Source organism: Tateyamaria algicola (assembly GCF_047715485.1).
Lineage (GTDB): Bacteria > Pseudomonadota > Alphaproteobacteria > Rhodobacterales > Rhodobacteraceae > Tateyamaria.
On record NZ_CP180422.1, the window covers coordinates 2,334,443 to 2,355,262 of the forward strand.

Annotated in this window: 19 protein-coding genes and 1 pseudogene; 14 read left to right on the forward strand and 6 right to left on the reverse strand. The window is 62.9% G+C overall.

Translation table 11 applies throughout. The features are described 5' to 3' along the window. Positions 1-3: 3 nt before the first annotated feature. The 3 genes from ACMHLQ_RS13825 to ACMHLQ_RS13835 all read right to left on the reverse strand — a co-directional run bounded on the left by ACMHLQ_RS13825 (position 4) and on the right by ACMHLQ_RS13835 (position 3,671). Positions 4-1,038, reverse strand: coding sequence for a carbohydrate ABC transporter permease (locus ACMHLQ_RS13825; protein ID WP_415401238.1), 1,035 nt, complete (start codon positions 1,036-1,038; stop codon positions 4-6). Beyond that, positions 1,035-2,123: a carbohydrate ABC transporter permease gene (locus ACMHLQ_RS13830; RefSeq protein WP_415401239.1), complete on the reverse strand. Its 1,089-nt coding sequence runs from the start codon at positions 2,121-2,123 to the stop codon at positions 1,035-1,037. Before ACMHLQ_RS13830 ends, ACMHLQ_RS13825 begins: the two co-directional genes overlap by 4 nt. Positions 2,124-2,207: 84 nt before the next feature. Next, positions 2,208-3,671 carry an ABC transporter substrate-binding protein gene (locus tag ACMHLQ_RS13835; protein WP_415401240.1) on the reverse strand — a complete coding sequence of 488 codons (1,464 nt, stop codon included), beginning with the start codon at positions 3,669-3,671 and terminating at the stop codon, positions 2,208-2,210. 239 nt (positions 3,672-3,910) lie between these two features. On the opposite strand from ACMHLQ_RS13835, the gene ACMHLQ_RS13840 reads away from it, so the two are divergent. The 10 genes and pseudogenes from ACMHLQ_RS13840 (at position 3,911) to ACMHLQ_RS13885 (ending at position 11,654) form a co-directional block, all read left to right on the forward strand. Then, the gene (locus tag ACMHLQ_RS13840) at positions 3,911-4,612 is read left to right on the forward strand and encodes a GntR family transcriptional regulator (RefSeq protein ID WP_415401241.1); all 702 of its coding nucleotides are present in this window, start codon (positions 3,911-3,913) and stop codon (positions 4,610-4,612) included. A 7-nt stretch (positions 4,613-4,619) separates the two neighbouring features. Next, positions 4,620-5,672 carry an aldo/keto reductase gene (locus ACMHLQ_RS13845; RefSeq protein ID WP_415401243.1) on the forward strand — a complete coding sequence of 351 codons (1,053 nt, stop codon included), beginning with the start codon at positions 4,620-4,622 and terminating at the stop codon, positions 5,670-5,672. Further along, positions 5,662-6,090, forward strand: coding sequence for an RbsD/FucU family protein (locus tag ACMHLQ_RS13850; protein ID WP_415401245.1), 429 nt, complete (start codon positions 5,662-5,664; stop codon positions 6,088-6,090). Before ACMHLQ_RS13845 ends, ACMHLQ_RS13850 begins: the two co-directional genes overlap by 11 nt. After that, positions 6,087-6,914: an amidohydrolase family protein gene (locus ACMHLQ_RS13855; protein WP_415401246.1), complete on the forward strand. Its 828-nt coding sequence runs from the start codon at positions 6,087-6,089 to the stop codon at positions 6,912-6,914. The genes ACMHLQ_RS13850 and ACMHLQ_RS13855 overlap by 4 nt, the downstream gene beginning before the upstream one ends. Positions 6,915-6,929: 15 nt before the next feature. Continuing rightward, positions 6,930-8,207 (forward strand): L-fuconate dehydratase, encoded by a 1,278-nt coding sequence (locus ACMHLQ_RS13860; protein ID WP_415401247.1) that lies wholly within the window; start codon positions 6,930-6,932, stop codon positions 8,205-8,207. Next, on the forward strand, positions 8,204-8,797 hold the full coding sequence (locus tag ACMHLQ_RS13865) for a DUF1349 domain-containing protein (RefSeq protein ID WP_415401248.1): 594 nt from the start codon (positions 8,204-8,206) through the stop codon (positions 8,795-8,797). The genes ACMHLQ_RS13860 and ACMHLQ_RS13865 overlap by 4 nt, the downstream gene beginning before the upstream one ends. A gap of 258 nt (positions 8,798-9,055) precedes the next feature. Next, complete coding sequence (locus ACMHLQ_RS13870; RefSeq protein WP_415401249.1) at positions 9,056-9,844, forward strand: exodeoxyribonuclease III; 789 nt, start codon at positions 9,056-9,058, stop codon at positions 9,842-9,844. A 52-nt stretch (positions 9,845-9,896) separates the two neighbouring features. Beyond that, positions 9,897-10,814, forward strand: a complete 918-nt coding sequence (gene trxA / locus ACMHLQ_RS13875; protein ID WP_415401251.1) for a thioredoxin — start codon at positions 9,897-9,899, stop codon at positions 10,812-10,814. A gap of 26 nt (positions 10,815-10,840) precedes the next feature. Continuing rightward, positions 10,841-11,481 (forward strand): annotated as a pseudogene (locus ACMHLQ_RS13880) (LON peptidase substrate-binding domain-containing protein). After that, a complete protein-coding gene (locus ACMHLQ_RS13885; RefSeq protein WP_415401252.1) occupies positions 11,478-11,654 on the forward strand; it encodes a Trm112 family protein in 177 nt (58 codons plus the stop codon). The pseudogene ACMHLQ_RS13880 and the gene ACMHLQ_RS13885 overlap by 4 nt, the downstream one beginning before the upstream one ends. Here the strand turns inward: ACMHLQ_RS13885 and ACMHLQ_RS13890 are convergent. Then, on the reverse strand, positions 11,651-12,913 hold the full coding sequence (locus ACMHLQ_RS13890) for an FAD-dependent monooxygenase (protein ID WP_415401253.1): 1,263 nt from the start codon (positions 12,911-12,913) through the stop codon (positions 11,651-11,653). The two genes, ACMHLQ_RS13885 and ACMHLQ_RS13890, sit on opposite strands and share 4 nt — an antisense overlap. A 44-nt stretch (positions 12,914-12,957) precedes the next feature. Here ACMHLQ_RS13890 and ACMHLQ_RS13895 point away from each other — a divergent pair, with 44 nt between their 5' ends. The 4 genes from ACMHLQ_RS13895 (at position 12,958) to ACMHLQ_RS13910 (ending at position 19,242) form a co-directional block, all read left to right on the forward strand. Further along, positions 12,958-14,286 carry an amidase gene (locus tag ACMHLQ_RS13895; RefSeq protein ID WP_415401254.1) on the forward strand — a complete coding sequence of 443 codons (1,329 nt, stop codon included), beginning with the start codon at positions 12,958-12,960 and terminating at the stop codon, positions 14,284-14,286. Between the two features lie 210 nt (positions 14,287-14,496). After that, on the forward strand, positions 14,497-15,675 hold the full coding sequence (locus tag ACMHLQ_RS13900; protein WP_415401255.1) for an aminotransferase class I/II-fold pyridoxal phosphate-dependent enzyme: 1,179 nt from the start codon (positions 14,497-14,499) through the stop codon (positions 15,673-15,675). Between the two features lie 17 nt (positions 15,676-15,692). After that, positions 15,693-18,548 (forward strand): DNA translocase FtsK, encoded by a 2,856-nt coding sequence (locus tag ACMHLQ_RS13905; RefSeq protein WP_415401256.1) that lies wholly within the window; start codon positions 15,693-15,695, stop codon positions 18,546-18,548. A gap of 100 nt (positions 18,549-18,648) precedes the next feature. After that, positions 18,649-19,242, forward strand: a complete 594-nt coding sequence (locus ACMHLQ_RS13910) for a LolA family protein (RefSeq protein WP_415401257.1) — start codon at positions 18,649-18,651, stop codon at positions 19,240-19,242. Here the strand turns inward: ACMHLQ_RS13910 and ACMHLQ_RS13915 are convergent. Both ACMHLQ_RS13915 and ACMHLQ_RS13920 read right to left on the reverse strand, forming a co-directional pair. Beyond that, entirely contained in the window at positions 19,239-19,829 is a 591-nt protein-coding gene (locus tag ACMHLQ_RS13915; protein ID WP_415401259.1) for a lytic transglycosylase, read from the reverse strand. The two genes, ACMHLQ_RS13910 and ACMHLQ_RS13915, sit on opposite strands and share 4 nt — an antisense overlap. A 69-nt stretch (positions 19,830-19,898) precedes the next feature. Then, positions 19,899-20,780, reverse strand: a complete 882-nt coding sequence (locus ACMHLQ_RS13920) for an AEC family transporter (protein WP_415401260.1) — start codon at positions 20,778-20,780, stop codon at positions 19,899-19,901. Between the last annotated feature and the right edge of the window lie 40 nt (positions 20,781-20,820).

Sequence of the window (20,820 nt, forward strand, 5' to 3'; positions counted from 1 at the left end):
CCGCTAACCTTTCACGGCGCCCACCAGCAGGCCCTTTGAGATATATTTCTGAAGGATGACGGCCAGCACGACGACGGGGATGATCATGATGATGATCGCCACCGACATGGTCCACCACAGGATGCCGCGCTCGCCCGCATTCATCGCCGCCACCAGGATGGGCAAAGTCTGTGCCTTGGAGGTCGAGAGGAACAGCGCGAACAGGTATTCGTTCCAGGCAAAGATCATGACCAGCAGGGTCGTCGCGGACAGTCCCGCCCGCGACAGGGGCAGCACGATTTCGCGAAAGGTCATGATCATGGTCGCGCCGTCCAGTTGTGCGCTTTCCTCAAGATCGCGGGGAATCGAGTTGAAAAAGTCGTACATCAGCCAGACCACGATCGGCATGTTCACAACCGCATAGGTCAGGATCAGGGCCAGGTGGGTGTCGAGCAGGCGCACCGACTGGAACATCATATAGATGGGCACGACCACCACGATGGGCGCCAGGATGCGCTGCGAGATGATCCAGAACAGGATATCGCCGTTCTTTAGTCGCACGGTGTAAAGACGCCCCACCGCCCGCGCGAGGAGGAAGAACAGGGCCACCGCCACGGCAAGGGTGAGCCACAGATCGGCCCCGAACACCCCGATGGCAAGGCAGGCCCCGCCCAGCAGAAGGACAAAGTAGAGGATCGTGATCAGGTTGGGCGCAAACTCGATCCGGCTGAGCGAATAGGCAGCCATCGACCCGACCAGAACCGACAGCACGGTCGAGGACAGCGTGATGATGATCGAGTTGCGATAGGCCCTGAACGTATCGGCAAAGTCCTCGACAAACAGGTCCTTCCACGCATGCAGGCTGGGTGTGAAATCGACCCACGGGATAAAGAACGGGCCGTTGTTGACCCCGGCAGGCGTCTTGAACGAGGTGATCAACAGCCAGTAGATCGGAAAGATCACGAACAGCGACCACGTGATCAGCACGGCATAGAGCGCCAGCTTGGAGGCTGGCGCCATCTCACCGATCCTGCGCGGCTCGAACAGGCCCGGCTTCATGGTTTGGCCCTCACACGGGCAAGAACGACAAGGTTGAAGAAGGACACGCAGATGACCACCGTGATGAACAAAAGGATGTAGGCAATCGCCGAGGCCGAGCCGAGGTCGAGCGAGCGCCACGCGTAATAGGATTGCAACGAGACGGACTCGGTTGCGATGCCGGGGCCGCCCGATGTCATGATGTTGGGCAGGTCCACGATCTTGAACGCCTCGATCACGCGGATCAGCATGACCGTGGCGGCGATGGGCAGGACCTGCGGCCAGATGATCTCGCGAAAGGTCATCCACTTGCCCGCGCCGTCAATTTCGGCCGCTTCGTTCAGATCACGCGGCACGCTCTCGAACGCGGCGAGCATCATGATGAAAACGAACGGGATCCACTGCCAGCTGTCGGCAATCATGATGAACATCCGCGCCGCCCACGGGTCCGTCGCCCACGACCAGTTGCCCAGGCCCACCCATTGCCAGACTTCGGCAAAGGGGCCCTTGGTCGTGTCGAACATCATCCGAAAGATATACCCGACCCCGATGGGCGTGATCATCATCGGCACGAAAAAGATCACGCGGAACGTCCGGCTGCCCGAAATGTGCTGCGAGCAGGCAAAGGCCAGCGCAGTGCCGATCAGGAACTGCAAACCGCAGCCCACGATCACGTAAAATAGCGTCGTGCCGACCGTGCCGAACGGGCGCCCGCTCAGCAACGTGGCCGAAAACAGCCACGCAAGGCCCAGGGCCATCGCAAAGGTGATGAGGCGACCGACAAAGCCGATAACGGTGAAATGGCTGCGGCAATACCGATACATCCAATAGAGCAGACCCGCCGTCGCCGCGATGCCCACGATCCAGCCCAGACCGGACAAGGGCCCGAACGTGCCCAACAGGTGAAACTGCTCCGACCCGAACAGCTGCTTTTCAAAGTTCCGCCAGCCCGCAAAGCGCATCTTGAACCCACCGCCCGACAGACGCAGGCGCGAAAAGGCTAGGATAAGCGACGCCACCAGCGGAAAGACGGAAAAGATCAGGATCAGAACAACGGCAGGGGTGAGGAACAAACGACCCATGTGTCTGTCAAGCCATTGATCCATATACGGGCCCACCGTTCAGTTCAGAATTTCATTAAGTGAGATGCGGGTGCGGGCGGCCACCACGGGCCGCCCGCCACAGGATCATCAGTTCGAGATGCCAAGCGACAGCGCATAGATCGCCGCCTGCTCTTCACGTCCGAAATCGTCCGTGATTTCCTCCCAACCTTCCTCGATGTTGGCAAGGGCCTGATCGACAGTGATCTCATCCGCCAGATAGCGCGCCAACTCGCGGTCCAGAACAACGCCGGTGTACTGCTGCGCGCCCGGAATGCGGAAGTCCGATGCCATGTTCGGGTGGTTAAGGCTTTGCTTGATGGCGCTCAGATAGTTCTCTGCCGCTTCCTGGCTAAAGCCCGCTTCGACCCAGGCTGCCGTGTTTTCCAGCTGCGAGTTGCGGTAGGGGTTGTACCCCGTCCAGCCCATCGTCACGTCCACATTCGACTGCGCGGCCTGGTTCATGTAGCTCAGGAAATCATAGGCCGCCTGCTTGGTCGTGTCCTCTGCTGTCGCAGAGATGGCAGCCGTCCAGCCCCCGAAGGCCGCGAAGGGGGCATAGTTGATGCCGTCCACCGCATGGGGGCACAGGTTCGCATCGCAAGGCGCCAATTCACCAGTTGATACATCCAGCGCCTCTGCCGAACCGGGCATGATGACTGCCCCGATCTTGTCGCGGATTTCGCTGCCTTCCTCGATGGACAGCGGGCCGATATCACCCCAGTCGATCGCAAGGCCACAGCGCCCGCCGGTGACCAACGCACGGGTGTCACCGATATCCTGGTTCAACTCGTCCGCAGGCCCGAACTCGCCCGTCGCCTTGTACAGCTCAAACGCCTTGCGCCAGGCTGCGTTGTTGATCTTGGGCTTCATGGTCTCAGGGTCGAAATACAGCCCCTCAGCGGTGCCTTTCGTCTGAACCCGACTTGCCGCCATGGACTGAACCGCGAAATAGGACTGCGCATTCCGCTTCTTGAAGATGCACGAGCCATAGTCGGCCTCGCCGTCACCATTCATGTCCTGGCCATGGATGGCGGCGGCCACCTCAAGATACTCTTCCCAGGTCTTTGGCGGCTCCAGCCCGTTGTCGGCCAGAACATCCGTCCGGTAGTAAAGCATCTGGAAATCACCATCGAGGGTGATGAAATAGGTCGATCCCTGCACCTTCTGGTTAAAGTCGCGGAAATAGGGCGCGATGTCGGCAAGGTCGATCTTGTCGTCCGCCTCAAGGTAGGGATCAAGGTTTTCCACCAGGCCGCCGCTCACCAGCTCGACCCCCCAACCAGAGGCGAAAACGCCCACATCGATCGAGTTCGTGCCGGTCGCCCAATCGGTCAGGATTTTCTGGAACAGCTCGGCAAAGGGCACCTCAGCCACGCGAATCTCGGCACCGGTCATCGCTTTGAACTCTTCGCCGCGTTCGACGATGCGTCCCGCGATCACAGGCCCGGGGCGTGTCAGGATGTCGATCACCACCCCGTCGTAATGCCCGTCAGCGCTGACCGTCGCGGGTGCCAAGGCCGCGCACAAGGCCAGGGCCGACCCCTTAATCATCTTTCCAAACATGTTTTTCCTCCACTGAAGTTCGCCCAACACGCTCTTGATAACGTTGCCAAGAGGGTGCTGCGCACGGCCGATTAATTCGGCACTGAAAATGTATTTTGGCCAAAGGTATCGAGGTCTGCCGCCTTGAGTGTTCCTCCCCCGCACCTCCACGCCATGACCAGAAAGCTACTTGTGCATTGCTCTCGATGTCAACTAACATGTTAGTCTATGCAGAACACGAAAATCCTATGCCAGATGTCGACGTAACAAAGCTGCCCATACTGGACGATATGAACGGCCCCTTGGCGGATCGGGCCTATACGGCGTTGAAATCCGCGATCATGGCGATGGACTTTGCGCCCGGTGCCTTCATCCGCAAATCCGCGCTGTGTGACCGTCTTGGGCTGTCCCGTTCTCCGGTAACGGATGCCCTGGCAAAACTGTCGGTCGAGGGGCTGGTCGATATCGTGCCGCAGTCGGGCACCCGCGTCGCGCGCCTGTCGATGGCCGCAGTGCGCGAGGATGTGTTCCTGCGCGAAACGCTCGAGGTTGCGGCGGCCCGTTACGCGGCCGAGCATCGGACGGATGATGTCCTCGCCCGACTCAGCCGGAACATCGAAATGCAGAAACTGCTGGTCGTTGATGGCGATGTCGATGAATTCATGCGCACCGACATCGCCTTTCACGAGACGATCATGGCAACCACCAATGTGTCGCGTTTGCCCGGCGTCGTGCGCACCGTGTCGCCCAGCGTGAACCGCGCCCGCAAGCTGCTGATGCCCGAACCCGGCCGTATGGCGGACACGGTCGAGGAACATGTTCAAGTCGCCAACGCCATCCGTCGCCAAGACGCGAAAGCGGCAGAAGACGCGATGCGCTATCACGTCCGCCAGCTTTTGCGCCGGCTCGAACCTCTCGAGGCCGCGCGCCCTGACCTGTTTTCAAAATGAGGCTGCCATGAAACCGACAACCCGAAACCTCTTGAACAACCGCACCGCCCGGCAAGTGCCGCTCACAGCCATGGGCTTTGGCGGCGCGCCCCTGGGCAATCTTTACCGCAAGATCTCCGAAGAGGACGCGCAGGCGACGTTGCAAGCGGCCTATGATGCGGGCATCCGGTTCTTTGACACCGCGCCCCAATACGGGCTTGGCCGGTCCGAGGGGCGCTTTGGCGAGGCGCTCAAACGCTTTGGCCGCGACACCGTGCAACTGTCGACAAAGATCGGGCGCCTGCTGGTCGACTGCACGCCCGAAGAGGTCACGCCCGAAGCCTTTGTCGACGTGCCCCAAAAGCGGATTGTGTTTGACTATACCTATGACGGCGTGATGCGGTCTTACGAGGCCAGCCGCGCCCGGCTCGACATCGCGAATGCCGATATCCTGCTGGTCCACGACGTCGATGTCTTCAGCCAGGGCAGCCAGGAGGCGAGCGACGCCAAGGTCCGCGAACTCTTTGACGGCGGCGGCTACCGCGCGCTCGAAGAACTCCGCACCGCTGGTGAGATCGCGGCCATCGGGGCGGGCGTGAACGAATGGCAGGTCTGCGAACGGCTGCTGGGCCTCGGCGACTTCGACGGGTTCCTGCTGGCGGGCCGCTACACCCTGCTCGAGCAGGAGGCGCTGGACAGCTTCCTGCCGCTCTGCATCGAACGCGATGTCGGCATCATTCTGGGCGGCCCCTACAACTCCGGCATCCTCGCCACCGGCCCCGTGCCGGGGGCCAAGTTCAACTATGCAGACGCCCCGCCCGACATCCTGGAGCGCGTCCGCAAGATCGAGGCGGTGTGCCGCGCGCATGACACTCCCCTGATCGCGGCCGCCCTGCAATTCGTTATGGGCCACCCGGCCGTCAAAACCGTCATTCCCGGCGCGATGAGCGCGGATGAAGTCCGCTCCAACGTCGAGGTGTTCACAACGCCGATCCCCGACAGCCTCTGGAGCGACCTGCGCACCGAGGGGCTGATCCGCCCCGACGCGCCCCTGCCATCGGAGCGAGAGAATGCTGCATAACATCGACCCTATCCTGTCGCCCGATCTGCTGCACGCGCTACGCGCCATGGGCCACGGCGATGAAATCTCTCTCGTCGACGCCAACTTCCCCGCCGAAAATCTCGGCCCCATCTGCATTCGCGCCGATGGCTCGGACAACACCACAATGCTGCGCGCCGTGCTGTCGCTGATGCCGCTCGACACCTTCGTCCCCGACCCGGCCTTGTGCATGCAGGTGGTCGATGATCCGCAGGCAACGCCGGACACGGTCACGGACTTCCAGTCGATCATCAACGAAACCGCCGACGCCCCGCGCGACATCCGATCCATCGAACGCTTCGCCTTTTACGAACGCGCCGCGCAGTCCTATGCCGTCGTGCAAACGGGCGAGCGGCGGCTTTACGGCAACATCATCCTCAAAAAGGGCGTCATCAAGTGAGGATCGACGCGCACCAGCACTTCTGGTCGCTGGAGCGGGGCGATTACGGATGGCTGACGCCCGCGCTTGGACCGATCTACCGCGACTTTGGCCCCCCCGACCTGCAACCGCTGCTACAGGGCCATGGGATTGACGGCACAGTGCTTGTCCAGGCTGCGCCAACGGATGCGGAAACGGCCTATATGCTGGGGCTCGCCACAACCCACGACTTTGTCAAAGGGGTCGTGGGCTGGGTGGATTTCGAACGCTCGGACGCCCCGGCAGCCATCGCAAAGCTGGCGCAGCACCCCAAGCTTGTGGGCCTGCGCCCGATGATCCAGGACATCGACGATACCGACTGGATGATGCAGCCCGCCCTGACGCCAGCGTTCGAGGCGCTGATCGCCCACGATCTGGTATTCGACGCGCTCACCCTCCCGCGCCACCTGCCAAACCTGCGCCGCCTCCTGGCGCGCCACCCGGACCTGAAGGTGGTGATTGATCACGGCTCCAAACCCGACATCGCGGGGGGCGGGATGTCGGACTGGGCCGACGACATAGCGGCAATTGCACGCGACACACAGGCCTTCGTGAAACTCTCGGGCCTCGTGACCGAAGCCGCACCAGACTGGACGGCCCAGGACCTCGCGCCCGTCACCGAACACCTGCTCACCCACTTTGGCCCCACCCGCATGATCTGGGGCAGCGATTGGCCGGTCTGCACGCTGGCCAGCACCTATGATGACTGGGTCAGCGCAACCGACACCCTTCTCGCAACGCTCTCCACGTCCGACAGAGCGGCCATTCTCGGCCTCAACGCCACCCGTTTCTACAACCTTTCCTAAGGCCCGACGCATTTCATGACCAAAATCACCGGCACCCGCACCTATGACCTGAGGTTCCCGACATCGGACCAGCTCGACGGGTCAGACGCGATGAACCCCGATCCGGACTACTCTGCCGCCTATGTCGTGCTGGAAACAGACAGCGATCTGGAAGGGCACGGGCTGACCTTTACCATCGGGCGCGGCAACGAAGTCTGCATTGCCGCGATCAACGCGCTGAGCGATCTGGTGGTGGGCCTCGATCTGGATTGGATCACCGCCGATATGGGACGCTTCTGGCGGCACGTGACAGGCGACAGCCAGCTGCGCTGGATCGGCCCGGACAAGGGGGCCATTCACATGGCCGCAGGGGCCGTCATCAATGCGGCCTGGGATCTGTGGGGCAAGGCGGCAGGCAAACCCGTCTGGCAACTGGTGGCGGATATGTCCCCGCAACAGATCGTGCGCCTGATCGACTTCCGCTACATCACCGACGCGCTGACACCGGACGAGGCGCTGACGCTGTTGCAGCGGGCCGAACACGGCAAGGCCGCGCGCGTGCAAACGCTGCTGGACGAGGGCTATCCGTGCTACACGACTTCGGCAGGCTGGCTGGGCTACCCGGATGACAAATTGCGCCGCCTGTGTCGGCAGGCGCGCGAGGCCGGGTTCACTCATACCAAGTTCAAGGTGGGCCGGGACCTGGCCGACGACATCCGGCGCCTCACAATCGCGCGGGAAGAATTGGGCGAGGGCATGACCATCATGATCGACGCCAACCAGGTGTGGGAGGTCAATCAAGCCATTGATTGGGTCAACGACCTCGCCTTCGCGCGGCCCTTCTTTATCGAGGAACCGACCAGCCCGGACGATGTGATCGGTCACAAGGCGATCCGCGATGGCATCGCCCCGATCAAGGTCGCCACGGGCGAAATGTGCCAGAACCGCATCCTTTTCAAACAGTTCATCACCAGCGGCGCCCTCGACATCGTGCAGATCGACAGTTGCCGCATGGGCGGTCTGAACGAGGTGCTGGCGGTCATGCTGATGGCCGCAAAATACGATGTGCCTGTCTGGCCGCATGCCGGGGGCGTGGGGCTGTGCGAATATGTGCAGCACATGTCGATGATCGACTATGTTGCGATCTGCGGGGAAAAGGACGACCGCAGGATCGAATACGTGGATCACCTGCACGAACATTTCGTCGATCCCTGCCGCGTCGAAAACGGCGCCTATCTCGCCCCGGATGCCGCAGGCTTTTCCATCCAGATGAAGGCGGACAGCCTCGCCGCACATCGGTTTCCCGCGCCATGACGACGGATATGTGGGACGGTACATGGCTCAATCCGCCAGCCGCATGGTCGGTGGACGCAGCGGGAAAGCTGCACGCAACATCCGGGGATCGCACCGATTTCTGGCAGGAAACGCACTACGGGTTTCAGCGCGACAATGGTCACGCGCTGTTGCGGGACATGGACGCTGCCTTCACGGCGATGCTCACCTTCGACGGTGATTATGACGTGCTCTATGATCAGGCGGGGCTGATGCTGCGCTCCGGCCCACGCGATTGGATCAAGTTCGGGATCGAACACACCGACGGCATTCCGCATCTGAGCGTAGTGGCGACATATGGCGGCCGCTCTGACTGGTCCGCGCAACCGGTCAGGATCAGCGGCCCGGTAACGCTGCGCGCGACACGGTTGGGGGATGCGATGCTGTTGCAGTGGTCTCCGGACGGCGGCGCGTCCTGGGACATGGTGCGCCTCGCCCCCGTGCCTTGCGACGCCGATGTGTCCGCGCTGCGCGCAGGGCCTTATTTCTGTGCGCCCGAAAGGTCCGGGTTTACGGCGCGGTTTCACAGCTTTGCCGTGACGGCCCCGGCGGTGGCTGGCCTGCACGAATAAAAGCCTGTGGCGCCTTCGGCCCCAAAGCGGCAAACCGCCCCCCTTCGAGGGTCAGTCTGTCATTACACCGGTTAAAATCCCCACAATCCACCGTCCGCATGGCCAACGCGCTGTCTCTGCACCACAATCGCAAACCTGTTGAGATTCCGTCACCAGGCCGAAGGGCTTGTCCCCGCGGGGACAAAACGCATTTTCCGGGTGGAGACTGCGGTTTCCCGCGTCTAATCTGACCTCCAACCCCGGAATTGGAGCCGCCCCATGCCCTTCACGCTTGCCACCTGGAACATCAACTCGGTCCGCCTGCGGGAGCCTATTGTTCTCAAGCTTTTGCAGGAACAGGCCCCCGATGTGCTCTGCCTGCAAGAGTGCAAAAGCCCCGTCGACAAGATCCCCCGCGAGGGGTTCAACGCGCTTGGCTACACCCACATGGTAGCGCGCGGTGACAAGGGCTACAACGGTGTCGCGATCCTGTCCAAGCTGCCGATGGAGGAAGCGGGGGCCGAAGATTTCGCATCCCTCGGCCATGCCCGCCACATCGTCGGGCGGCTCGAGAACGGGGTGACCATCCACAACTTCTACGTCCCCGCAGGGGGCGATGTGCCCGACCGCGACAAGAACGTGAAGTTCGGTCAGAAACTCGACTACCTCACCGAGATGCGCGACCATTTTCACGGCGCCAAACCACAAAAGTCCATCCTCGTCGGCGACCTCAACATCGCCCCGCGTGAGGACGATGTCTGGTCCCACAAGCAACTCCTCAAGATCGTCAGCCACACACCTGTCGAGGTCGAGCACCTGGCGCAGGTGCAGGACGCCGGCGACTGGGTGGACGTGACCCGCAAGGACATCCCCGAGGGGCTGCTCTATTCCTGGTGGTCCTACCGGGCCAAGGATTGGGACGCCGCCGACAAGGGCCGCCGTCTTGATCACGTCTGGGCCACGGGCGACATTGCGCAGGCCTCGCATTCGAGCCGCATCCTGCGCGACGTGCGCGGCTGGGAAAAGCCAAGCGACCACGCGCCGGTCTTTGCCACCTTTGACCTTTGAATCCTGCGCGGCGGCGTCCATATAGACGCCAACAGATACAAGGAACGAGACGATGATGGATTTGGGATTGTCCGCAGGCCCCGCAGATGCCGACCTGATCAAGGATGGCACAGAGGCGACGTTCATGGCCGACGTGGTCGAAGCCAGCCAGACCACCCCCGTGATCGTGGATTTCTGGGCGCCATGGTGCGGCCCGTGCAAGACGCTGGGCCCGATGCTCGAGGACGCGGTGCGCGCGGCCAAGGGCGCGGTCAAGATGGTCAAGGTCAACGTGGACGAGGCCCAGATGATCGCGGGCCAGTTGCAGATCCAGTCCATCCCGACCGTCTATGCCTTCTGGAAGGGCCAGCCGGTCGACGGGTTCCAGGGGGCCGTGCCTGCCTCGGAAATGACGGCGTTCATCGAGCGTGTGATCAAGGCCTCGGGCGGCGAGGCGCCGGGTGACAGCCTGAACGAAGCCGTTGAAGCGGCTGAGGAAATGCTGGGTGAAGGGGCGGCAGTGGATGCTGCGCAGACCTTTGCCGCGATCCTGGGAGAAGAGCCGAACCATGCAGGTGCGTATGGCGGCTTGGTACGCGCCCATATCGCCATGGACGACCTAGATCAGGCCGAGGCGATCCTGAACGGCGCGCCCGCAGAAATCTCGGAAACGCCCGAACTGGAAGCGGCCCATGCCCAATTGCAGCTGGCGCGGCAGGCGGCAGATGCGGGCCCCGTGGCCGAGTTGCGCGCGGCGGTCGAGGCGAACCCGGACGATCATCAGGCGCGGTTCGACCTGGCCCAGGCCCTGCACGCCAACGGCGACGCCGAAGCGGCGGTAGACGAATTGCTGACCCTGTTCGGCAAGGATCGCGAGTGGAATGACGGCGCGGCCAAGGCGCAGCTGTTCACGATTTTCGACGCGCTCAAGGCCAATGATCCAATTGTTTTGAACGGACGCCGCCGCCTGAGTTCGATGATATTTGCCTGAGCCGTTTGGCGGGCTAGCTGTCAGGTATGATAAAAGTGACTGACCTTCCGGGGACCATCCCAGTGTTCCCTTTGCCGGGGGCACTTTTGTTGCCACGCGCCCGCTTGCCGCTGCATCTGTTCGAGCCGCGCTATCTTCAGATGTTTGACGACGCGTTGAAAACGCCCGACCGCATGATCGGCATGGTGCAGCCCAACGAGGTGGCCGGGCGCAACGGGTCTGGCCTGCACACCATCGGCTGTGCGGGACGGATCACGCAGTTTTCCGAAACGGAAGACAACCGATACCTTATAACCCTGTCCGGCATCTCGCGGTTCCGCGTCGTGCAGGAGGTCGAAGGGTTCACCCCTATCGCCGCTGCGATGTGAACTGGGACGGGTTCGAGCGGGATCGGGGCAATACGGAAACCGATGACCGTTTTGATCGCCCCGCCTTTCTGGACGTGCTGGGGCGCTATTTCTCGGCCCGGTCCCTGTCGGCGGATTGGGAGACGTTGAAAGAGGCGGATGACGAATTGCTGATCAATTCGCTGTCGATGATGCTGGATTTCGACCCCGAGGACAAACAGGCCCTGTTGGAAGCGCCGTCGCTGAGCACGCGGCGCGAAACGCTGGTGACCCTGATCGAATTCGAGATGCGCAGCGGCGAAGGGGACGTGATGCAATGACCACGGATGTTGACCGCCGTATGCTCGAGGCGCTGATTTGCCCGCTGACCCATGTGACCCTGCGCTATGACGCAGAGGCGCGCGAACTGGTGTCGGAAAGTGCCGGACTGGCCTATCCGATCCGCAACGGCATCCCGGTGATGCTGGAGGATGAGGCGCGCAAGCTCGACTAGAGCGTCTGGCCGCGCATGAGGCGGGGCAGATCGCCCGTCAGCCCCGCGGCCTCGCGGATGAAGCTGCGGCGCAGGCCGGGCAGTGCGTTGACCACCCCCATGCCCAGATCACGAATACCGCGCACCAGCGTATTGTCGTTTGAGAACAGGCGGTTGAAGCTGTCGGTCGCGATGGCGAGTGCCGTGTTGTCAAAGCGCCGCCATTCTTCGTAGCGGGCCAGAACCGCCTGGCTGCCGGGGTCTTCACCCCGGCGCGTGGCATCGGTGATGATTTCGGCCAGGGCCGCGATATCGCGCATCCCGGCATTCAGCCCCTGACCCGCGATGGGATGCACGCCGTGGGCGGCGTCGCTCACCAGCGCAGTGCGGTCCGCCACCAGTTTTGTCGCCAGCGACAGGGACAGCGGGTATGTATAGCGTTGGCCGGCGAGGCTGATCTCTCCCAAGAAATCGCCAAAGCGGGGGCGCAGCATGGTGAGGTATTCGGCGTCTGGCAGGGCGTGGAAGGCCTTTGCCGTCTCTTCCGTCTCGCTCCAGACAATTGAACTGACATTGCCGGTCAGGGGCAGGATCGCCAGCGGGCCCGGCGGCATGAAGAACTGGTGGGCGATGCCGTGATGCGGTTTTTCATGGGCGATGGCGCAGACAAGGGCGGTTTGGCCGTAGCCCCAGCCGGTGCGCTTGATTCCGGCGCGCGTGGCGGTGCCACTGCCGCGCCCGTCCGCGCCCACGAGCATCTGGCCGGTGAGCGTCTTGCCCGAGGCAAGCGTGACGGTGATGCCGCCCGGTTCTGCCTGTTGCGATGTGACCGTTTCGCCCGCCAGATGAGTGATGCCCGGCGTTGCGTTCATCTGTGTCAGCAGCGCGTGGCGCAGGTGGCGGTCCTGCACCATGTGGCCCATTGGCCCTTCCTCGATCTCGGCATGGTCGAAATGCATGAAGAAGGGCGAAGGCCCTTCGCCCGCGCGCCCGTCCGTCACCTTGATTTCGAGGATCGGCTGGCTGTGATCTGCGACCGCGTCCCAGGCCCCGATCCCGTCGAGCAGCCGTTGCGAAGTGAGCGCGACCGCGTAGCTGCGCCCGTCAAAGGCGGCATTCTTGCGGACCTTTTCGCTGAGCGCGTCGATCACGGTCACGCGCTGGCCCGTCTGGGCGAGGGCAATGGCGAGGATCGGCCCGGACAGGCCGCCGCCGACGATCAGGATATCGCTGTCATGGCTCATGGGGCGCAATATGGCCGCGCGCTTGGGATTGTCCATGCGTTGCGACGTCGCTACCGTCGCGGCAATTGGCGGAGGGTGCGATGCAAGAGTGGTTGGACAAGAGCGCGGGCGATCTGGGCCGGGCAATTGGCGCAGGTGAGGTGGACCCGGTGGCGCTGGCCGAGGCCTATTTTGCGCGCATCCACGCGCATGAGCTAACGGATCGCATCTATGCCCGCCTGACCGAGGATCGCGCGATGGCCGAAGCCGAGGCGGCGGCCGCGCGGGCGCGCGCCGGGCAGCGTTTGTCGCTGCTGGACGGTGTGCCCGTCAGTTGGAAGGACCTGTTTGATACGGCGGGGGAGGGGACCGAGGCGGGGTCGGCCCTGTTGCGGGGCCGCGTGCCGGATGCGGATGCGGTGGTGTTGCAGAATGCGACCGCGATGGGGCTGGTGTGTCTTGGCAAGACGCATATGAGCGAGTTGGCGTTTTCCGGGCTGGGCTACAACCCGTCCACGGCGACACCGCCTTGCGTGAATGATGCGGAGGCTGTGCCGGGGGGATCATCCTCGGGCGCTGCGGCCTCGGTGGCGTTCGGGCTGGCCCCGGCGGCCATTGGGTCGGACACGGGCGGGTCGGTGCGCATCCCGTCGGCGTGGAACGATCTGGTGGGGCTGAAGACGACGGCGGGCCGTTTGTCGATCGAGGGCTGTGTGCCGCTGAGCCTGAAGTTCGACACGGTGGGGCCGTTGACCTGCACTGTGGAGGATGCGGCGTTGTTGATGGCGGTGATGGAGGGCGCGCGCCCGTGTGATCTGCGCGGTGTCGATCTGCGCGGCAAGCGGTTTGCACGGCTTGAGACGGTGGTGATGGAGGGCGTTCGGGAGGCGCCCCTGGCCGCCTATGAAAGCGCGATTGAGCGGTTATGTGCGGCTGGGGCTACTGTTGAGCCTTTGGAGGTGCCCGAGGTCGCTGGGGCGATGGCCAATGCCGGGCCGCTGTTGCCCGGTGAGGTTTATGGGCTGTGGCGCGATGTGATCGAGGCCAATCCGGGGGCGATGTACGGGGAAATCCTGGAGCGGTTCCGGTTGGGCAAGGAGTTCTCGGCCCCCGATTACAATGCGGCCTGGGCGCAGCTGGATGCGGCCCGTGCGGCGTGGGATGCAGCGGCGGCGGGCTTTGATGCGGTGCTGGCGCCGACGGCCCCGATTTTGCCGCCTGATCTGGCGCGGTTGAATGCGGACAGTGAATACTACAAGACGGAAAACCTGCTGGCCCTGCGCAACACTCGGGTGGGCAACCTGATGGGGCTGTGCGCGCTGACCCTGCCCACGGGTGTGCCCAGTTGCGGGATCATGCTGATGGGCAAGCCCAATTGCGAAGAGGCCCTGTTGCGGGTCGGGGCGGCGGCAGAGGCGGCGCTGGGCTGATCCAAAGGCCGCTTGCGCGACGCGATTATCAGGGGGGCTTTGCCCCTCGTCCTTCGGTCTCCCCCCAGGATTTTTTGGAACAGAGAAGGGGTGCGTTGGCGGATTTGCCACAAGGCGGGGTTTTGGCGTGGTTTTTCTGGACGCGGGAGTCGTGCTTGGGGTACATTCGGGCAAACGGGGCGAAAACGACCCCGAACCTGAGGCAGTTTTATGAAGTTTCCCGAGCGGTTTTCGAACCTTCCGGCTTATGCGTTCCCGCGTTTGCGCGCGCTTTTGGATCATCACGATCCCGGCGGCGACGTGGTGCATATGACCATTGGCGAGCCCAAGCACGCCTTTCCTGCCTGGGTGACGGATGTGATTGCCGAACATGCCGCCGGTTTCAACAACTATCCCCCGAACGAGGGTATTCCGGAACTGCGGCAGGCGTTTTGCGACTGGCTGGGCCGTCGCTATGGCGTTTCGATGGATGCGGATGCCAACGTGATGCCGCTGAACGGCACGCGCGAGGGGCTCTATAATGCGGGCATGGCGCTGTGCCCCGAAATCAAGAATGGCCAGCAGCCCGTGGTGCTGATGCCGAACCCGTTTTACCAGGTCTACATGCTGGCCGCGATTTCTGCGGGGGCCGAGCCTGTGCTGGTGCCCGCAACCGCGGAGACCGGGCATTTGCCGGACTACGCCGCCGTTGATCCCGACATCCTGAACCGCACCGTGGCCTGTTACATGTGTTCGCCCGCGAACCCGCAAGGGGCGGTGGCCGACAAGGGTTATTGGCGTGATCTGATCGCGCTGGCCGAGCGCTATGATTTCCAGGTCTTTGCGGACGAGTGTTACTCGGAAATCTACCGCGACGCGCCCCCTGTGGGCATCCTTGAATGCATGGACGGCGCCAATCCCGAGCGGGTGGTGGCCTTTCATTCGCTCTCCAAACGCTCAAACCTGCCGGGACTGCGCTCGGGCTTTATCGTGGGGGGGCCGGACACCATTCGCGAGGCCAAGCAGCTGCGCACCTATGCGGGCACGCCGCTGCCCACGCCGCTGCAGCATGCCGCTGCCGCCGTCTGGGCGGACGAGGCGCATGTGGTCGAGAACCGCGCGCAATACCACGAGAAATACGACATGGCAGATCGCATCCTGGGCAACGTGCCGGGGTATGCGGCACCAGAGGCCGGGTTTTTCCTGTGGCTGCCCGTCGAGGACGGCGAGGCGGCGGCATTGAAACTGTGGCAGGCGACAGGCGTGCGGGTGCTGCCCGGTGCGTATCTGGCGCGCGAGATCGACGGGCTGAACCCCGGTGATACATATATTCGGGTGGCCCTGGTCGCCCCGAAGGCAGAGACGGAGCGGGGGCTGATGGCCATTCGCGACACGCTCTACGCCGCATGAAGAACAAAGGACGAGGCATGGCATATCAGACACGGCGCGACCCACTTTTTGACCACGGGATGCAGGCAGCGATTGAAAAACGCAGCCGCGAGTTGATCGGCATTGGCCTGCTGGTGGTGGGTGTGATGGCGGCGATGATGATGCTGAGCTATACGCCGGATGACCCCAACTGGATGGCCTCAACCGACGCGCCTGTGCAGAACTGGATGGGCCGTACCGGTGCGTCGCTGGCCGCTCCCATGTTCATGATCGCGGGCTGGGGTGTGTTCGGCATTGCCATCGTGCTGCTGGTCTGGGGCGTACGCTTTGCCTTGCATTGGGGCACCGAGCGGGCGCTGGGCCGCCTGATCTTTGCCCCTATCGCCATCGCATTCGGGTCGATCTATGCCGCGACCCTGCAACCGGGACAGGACTGGCAGGTGACCCATGGCTTTGGTCTGGGCGGGTTGTTTGGCGACACTGTCATGGCCTTTATCCTGACGGCGTTGCCTATCGGATCGGCCTTTACCGTCAAGCTGATGTCGCTGGTCATGGCGGTTGGTATCGTGCTGTTCGGCGCCTTTGTCCTAGGCTTTACCCGTCCGGAACTGATGCGCATTGCGCGCTTCCTGCTGGTGGGTCTGGTGATGGCCTATGCCGGTCTGATGACCCTGCTGGGCCGGGGTGCCAGCGGTGCGGTGCAGGCCGCCCGCGTGATGCAGGAACGTCAGGCCGAGCGCCGTGCGCAACGCGAAGCCGAGGCGGCAGAGGCCGAAGCCTATGCGGCGACCGTGCCGGAGATCGGGGCGTATGATGAGGATGATTATGTCGAGGAACCGGCCAAGCCGAGCCTTCTGGCGCGCATGCCGGCCCTGATCAAGCGGGCCGAGCCGGTGCCGGATGAGATGCCCGACATGGAACTGGTCGAGACCTACAGCGACGTCGATGTGGGCAATGGCCCCGGCGAAGAGCGCATCAAGAACAAGATCACCGACGTCATCAAATCGCGCGTGCGGTCGAACCCTGCCGTGCAGGCCGAGAGCGTTGCCCCCCTGACCAAGGGCCGTGGGCGCGGGCCTGATCCGCTGGTTTTGAACACCATGCCGCAGGCGGATTTGCCGCCTGAACCGCCCTTGACCGCGGCAGCCTCGCTCGGCCGGGCCGAGCCGCCCCTGACTGCGCCTGCCGCGCCGCTGCCCGAGCCAATGCAGGCCTATACCCCCGAAGAACTGGATGTGCCGGAGCCTGTCGCTGCCGCGCCCAGCATCCCCGTGGTCGAGCCGCGCAAGGTGGTGCAACAGCCCACCCGCAAGCCCGTGCAGCCCAGTGCGCGCGCGCAGGCCGAGGCGCAGCCTGCGCTGAAATTCGAGGATACGCATCCCGGTTTCGAGCTGCCGCCCCTGAACCTGCTGGAAAACCCGGTGGAAATTCAGCGCCATCATCTGAGTGACGAGGCGTTGGAAGAGAACGCGCGCATGTTGGAAAACGTGCTGGATGATTACGGCGTGAAGGGCGAAATCGTATCGGTCCGCCCCGGCCCCGTCGTCACCATGTACGAGCTGGAGCCTGCGCCGGGTCTGAAGGCCAGCCGTGTCATTGGCCTGGCGGATGATATCGCGCGCTCCATGGCTGCCCTGTCGGCCCGTGTGTCGACTGTGCCGGGCCGGTCGGTCATCGGGATCGAACTGCCCAATGAAAACCGCGAAAAGGTGGTGTTGCGGGAGATCCTCGCCAGCCGTGACTTCGGCGACAGCAATCAGAAGCTGCCCCTTGCCCTGGGCAAGGATATCGGCGGCGACGCGGTTGTGGCCAACCTGGCCAAGATGCCCCACCTGCTGATCGCCGGGACCACCGGTTCGGGCAAGTCGGTGGCGATCAACACGATGATCCTGTCGCTGCTTTACAAGCTGACGCCCGAGGAATGCCGGTTGATCATGATCGACCCCAAGATGCTGGAACTGTCCGTCTATGACGGTATTCCGCATCTGCTCTCCCCCGTTGTGACTGACCCCAAGAAGGCGGTTGTCGCGCTAAAATGGGTCGTGGGCGAGATGGAGGAACGCTATCGCAAGATGTCCAAGATGGGCGTGCGCAACATCGACGGCTACAATGGCCGGGTGAAGGAAGCGCTGGCCAAGGACGAGATGTTCAGCCGCACGGTGCAGACCGGGTTTGACGACGAGACGGGCGAGCCGATTTTCGAGACCGAGGAATTCGCGCCCGAGGCGATGCCCTATATCGTTGTCATCGTGGACGAGATGGCCGACCTGATGATGGTTGCGGGCAAGGAGATCGAGGCCTGTATCCAGCGTCTGGCGCAGATGGCGCGGGCCTCTGGCATTCACTTGATCATGGCCACGCAGCGCCCGTCGGTGGACGTGATTACGGGTACGATCAAGGCGAACTTCCCCACGCGGATTTCCTTCCAGGTGACGTCGAAAATCGACTCGCGCACCATTCTGGGCGAGATGGGGGCCGAGCAGCTGCTGGGCATGGGCGACATGCTTTATATGGCCGGTGGTGCCAAGATCACGCGCTGTCATGGTCCGTTCGTGTCGGATGAGGAAGTCGAAGAGATCGTGAACCACCTCAAGGCCTTTGGCGCGCCGGACTATGTGTCGGGCGTGGTCGACGGCCCGGATGAGGAGAAGGAGAGCGGGATCGACGCGGTGCTGGGTCTGGGCGGCAACACGGATGGTGAGGACGCCCTCTATGACACTGCCGTGGCCATCGTGATCAAGGATCGCAAGTGTTCGACCTCCTACATCCAGCGCAAGCTGGCCATCGGCTACAACAAGGCCGCGCGTCTGGTGGAACAGATGGAGGACGAGGGTGTGGTCAGTGCGGCCAACCACGTGGGCAAGCGCGAGATCCTGGTGCCCGAGCAGGGCTGAGCGGGGTCCTGCGCAGCCTCACCTCTTGTTGATATCGCATAACGTCTGCCTTGGCCCTATATGTTTGGCCAAGGTAAAAAGACAAAGGACGATGAGCGGTATGACGATGGTAACACGGATCGCGGCAGTGGCTGTCGCGCTGGTGACAGCGCAGGCGGCCTGGGCCGACAAGCTGCCCCTGAACAGCATTTCGACCTATCTGAACGGGCTGAAAACGGCGCAGGGCACGTTTACCCAGATCAATGATGACGGAACGATCAGCACCGGCACGATCTATATCAAGCGGCCCGGCCGGATGCGGTTTGAATACAACGCGCCCGATACGGCGCTGGTCGTAGCCAGCGCAAACGCGGTCTACATCGCGGATTCCAAATCGAACCAGCCGCCCGAGACCTACCCGCTGAAACGTACGCCCCTGTCGCTGATCCTGGCGCGGAACGTGGACCTTGCGCGCGCCGGCATGGTGACCGGGCACGACTATGACGGCACTGCGACCGTGGTCACGGCCCAAGACCCTGAGAACCCGGAATACGGTAACATCCAGATGAAGTTCACCGGTGATCCGGTGCAATTGCGCCAATGGGTCATCAACGATGACGGTGGCGGTCAGACCACCGTCGTGCTGGGCGAGATGGTGACAGGCGGCAATATCTCGAACCGCCTGTTCAACGCGCCGCGGGGCAACGGGAACTAGGCCCCGCGCACCCGACACGAGCGAAGCTGGGCGGCGTACATGTTCGAACGCGCGTCCACTTCACCCGCCACACGGATCAGCCAGGGCTTGCCATTGTAGCTGCCGCGGGAATAGCCCGTGCGCCCCTCGTGATAGGCGAGGTACTGGTTGCGGGCATCCGACACCGGCACGCCAAGGCGCGACTGTGTTTCGACCATGTACCAGCCCATGAAATCGGTCGCATCGCGAATACGGTCCCGTCGTGCGGTGCGTTTGCCCGTGCTGCGCAGGTATTCATCCCAGGTGCCATCCAGCGCCTGACTGTAACCAAACGCGCTGGACTGGCGCCCAATTGGGATGACACCCGCCGCATAGCGATAGGGTGTGCGCGCATCGGATATGAATTTGCTTTCCTGATAGATGGTCGCCATCTGGACGTGCACGGGCACGCCGTATTTGCGCTCAGCGGCCTTGAAGGCCCTAAGGTATTCCGGGCGCTCGCTGACAATGGAACAGGCGTTGTCCAGTTGATTGGGGGCCGTCCCTGACCCGCCGCCACAACTGGCTGCCAACAATACCAATGCCAAAGCGCGAAAGAGTCTGCTCATCTGCCTCACTCGCTTTTTTATGTTTTTTTGCAGTTTAGCGAAAAAACGCAGCGATGTTAATCACGTTTGTTAGAGGACAGCCGCCAAAATCAGCGGCAGAGCGCCCACGGCCATCAAGGTCGAGGCCACAACAAGCCCCGCGACCGAGGCCGAGTCGGCCCCGTATTTTTCCGCCAGCAGGTAGGACGTGACAGCAACAGGGGTTGCGACCTGCAACACAAGTACGCCGAACGCGATCGGATCGAGGTCGAAATAGCGCCCGGTGACCCAGGCAATCCCGACACAAAGGGCCAGTTTGACGGCGGACAGGACCGAGGCGCGCAGCAGCCCGCGCCCTGACAACCGTGCCACGGCCACACCCAGGGTGATCAGCATCATCGGGATCGCCATTTGCCCGATGAGTTCGAGCGTGTTGGTCAGAAAGGTCGGTGTTTCCCAGCCCTGCCAGAGAAACAGCGCCCCCAGCACCGTGCCCCAGACCAGCGGTTCGCGCAGCACCTTGCCCAGTGACCCGGCGCCCGCCACCAGCCAGATGCCGAACGTGTAGGACCACAGCGCCATGATCGCGAACACGATGATCGCATAGCTGAGGCCTGTTTCCCCAAAGGCGAACAGCGCCAGCGGCAGACCCAGATTGCCCGTGTTTCCAAAGATCAGCGGCGCCGTATAGGTCCGTGTTTCGAGCTTGAGCACACGGACGAGGATCAGGAAGGCGACCGTCACCCCCGAATAGGCCGCGATGGCCGCATAGGACAGGGCCGCCAGCGCGGCGGGGTCGATTCGCGTCTGCATGAGCGAGACAAAGATCAGGCAGGGCAGTGACAGCGTCATCGCCAGTTGGGTCACGAACTGGATTCGATACTCCAACCCGACCTTGACCCAGGTGAACCCGATAGCGGCCAATAAAAACACCGGCGCAACGATTTGAAGGACTGTTACGGTAAGGTTCACAGACTGTTTCCAGCGAATTTGTGCTCAATTATTGGACAAC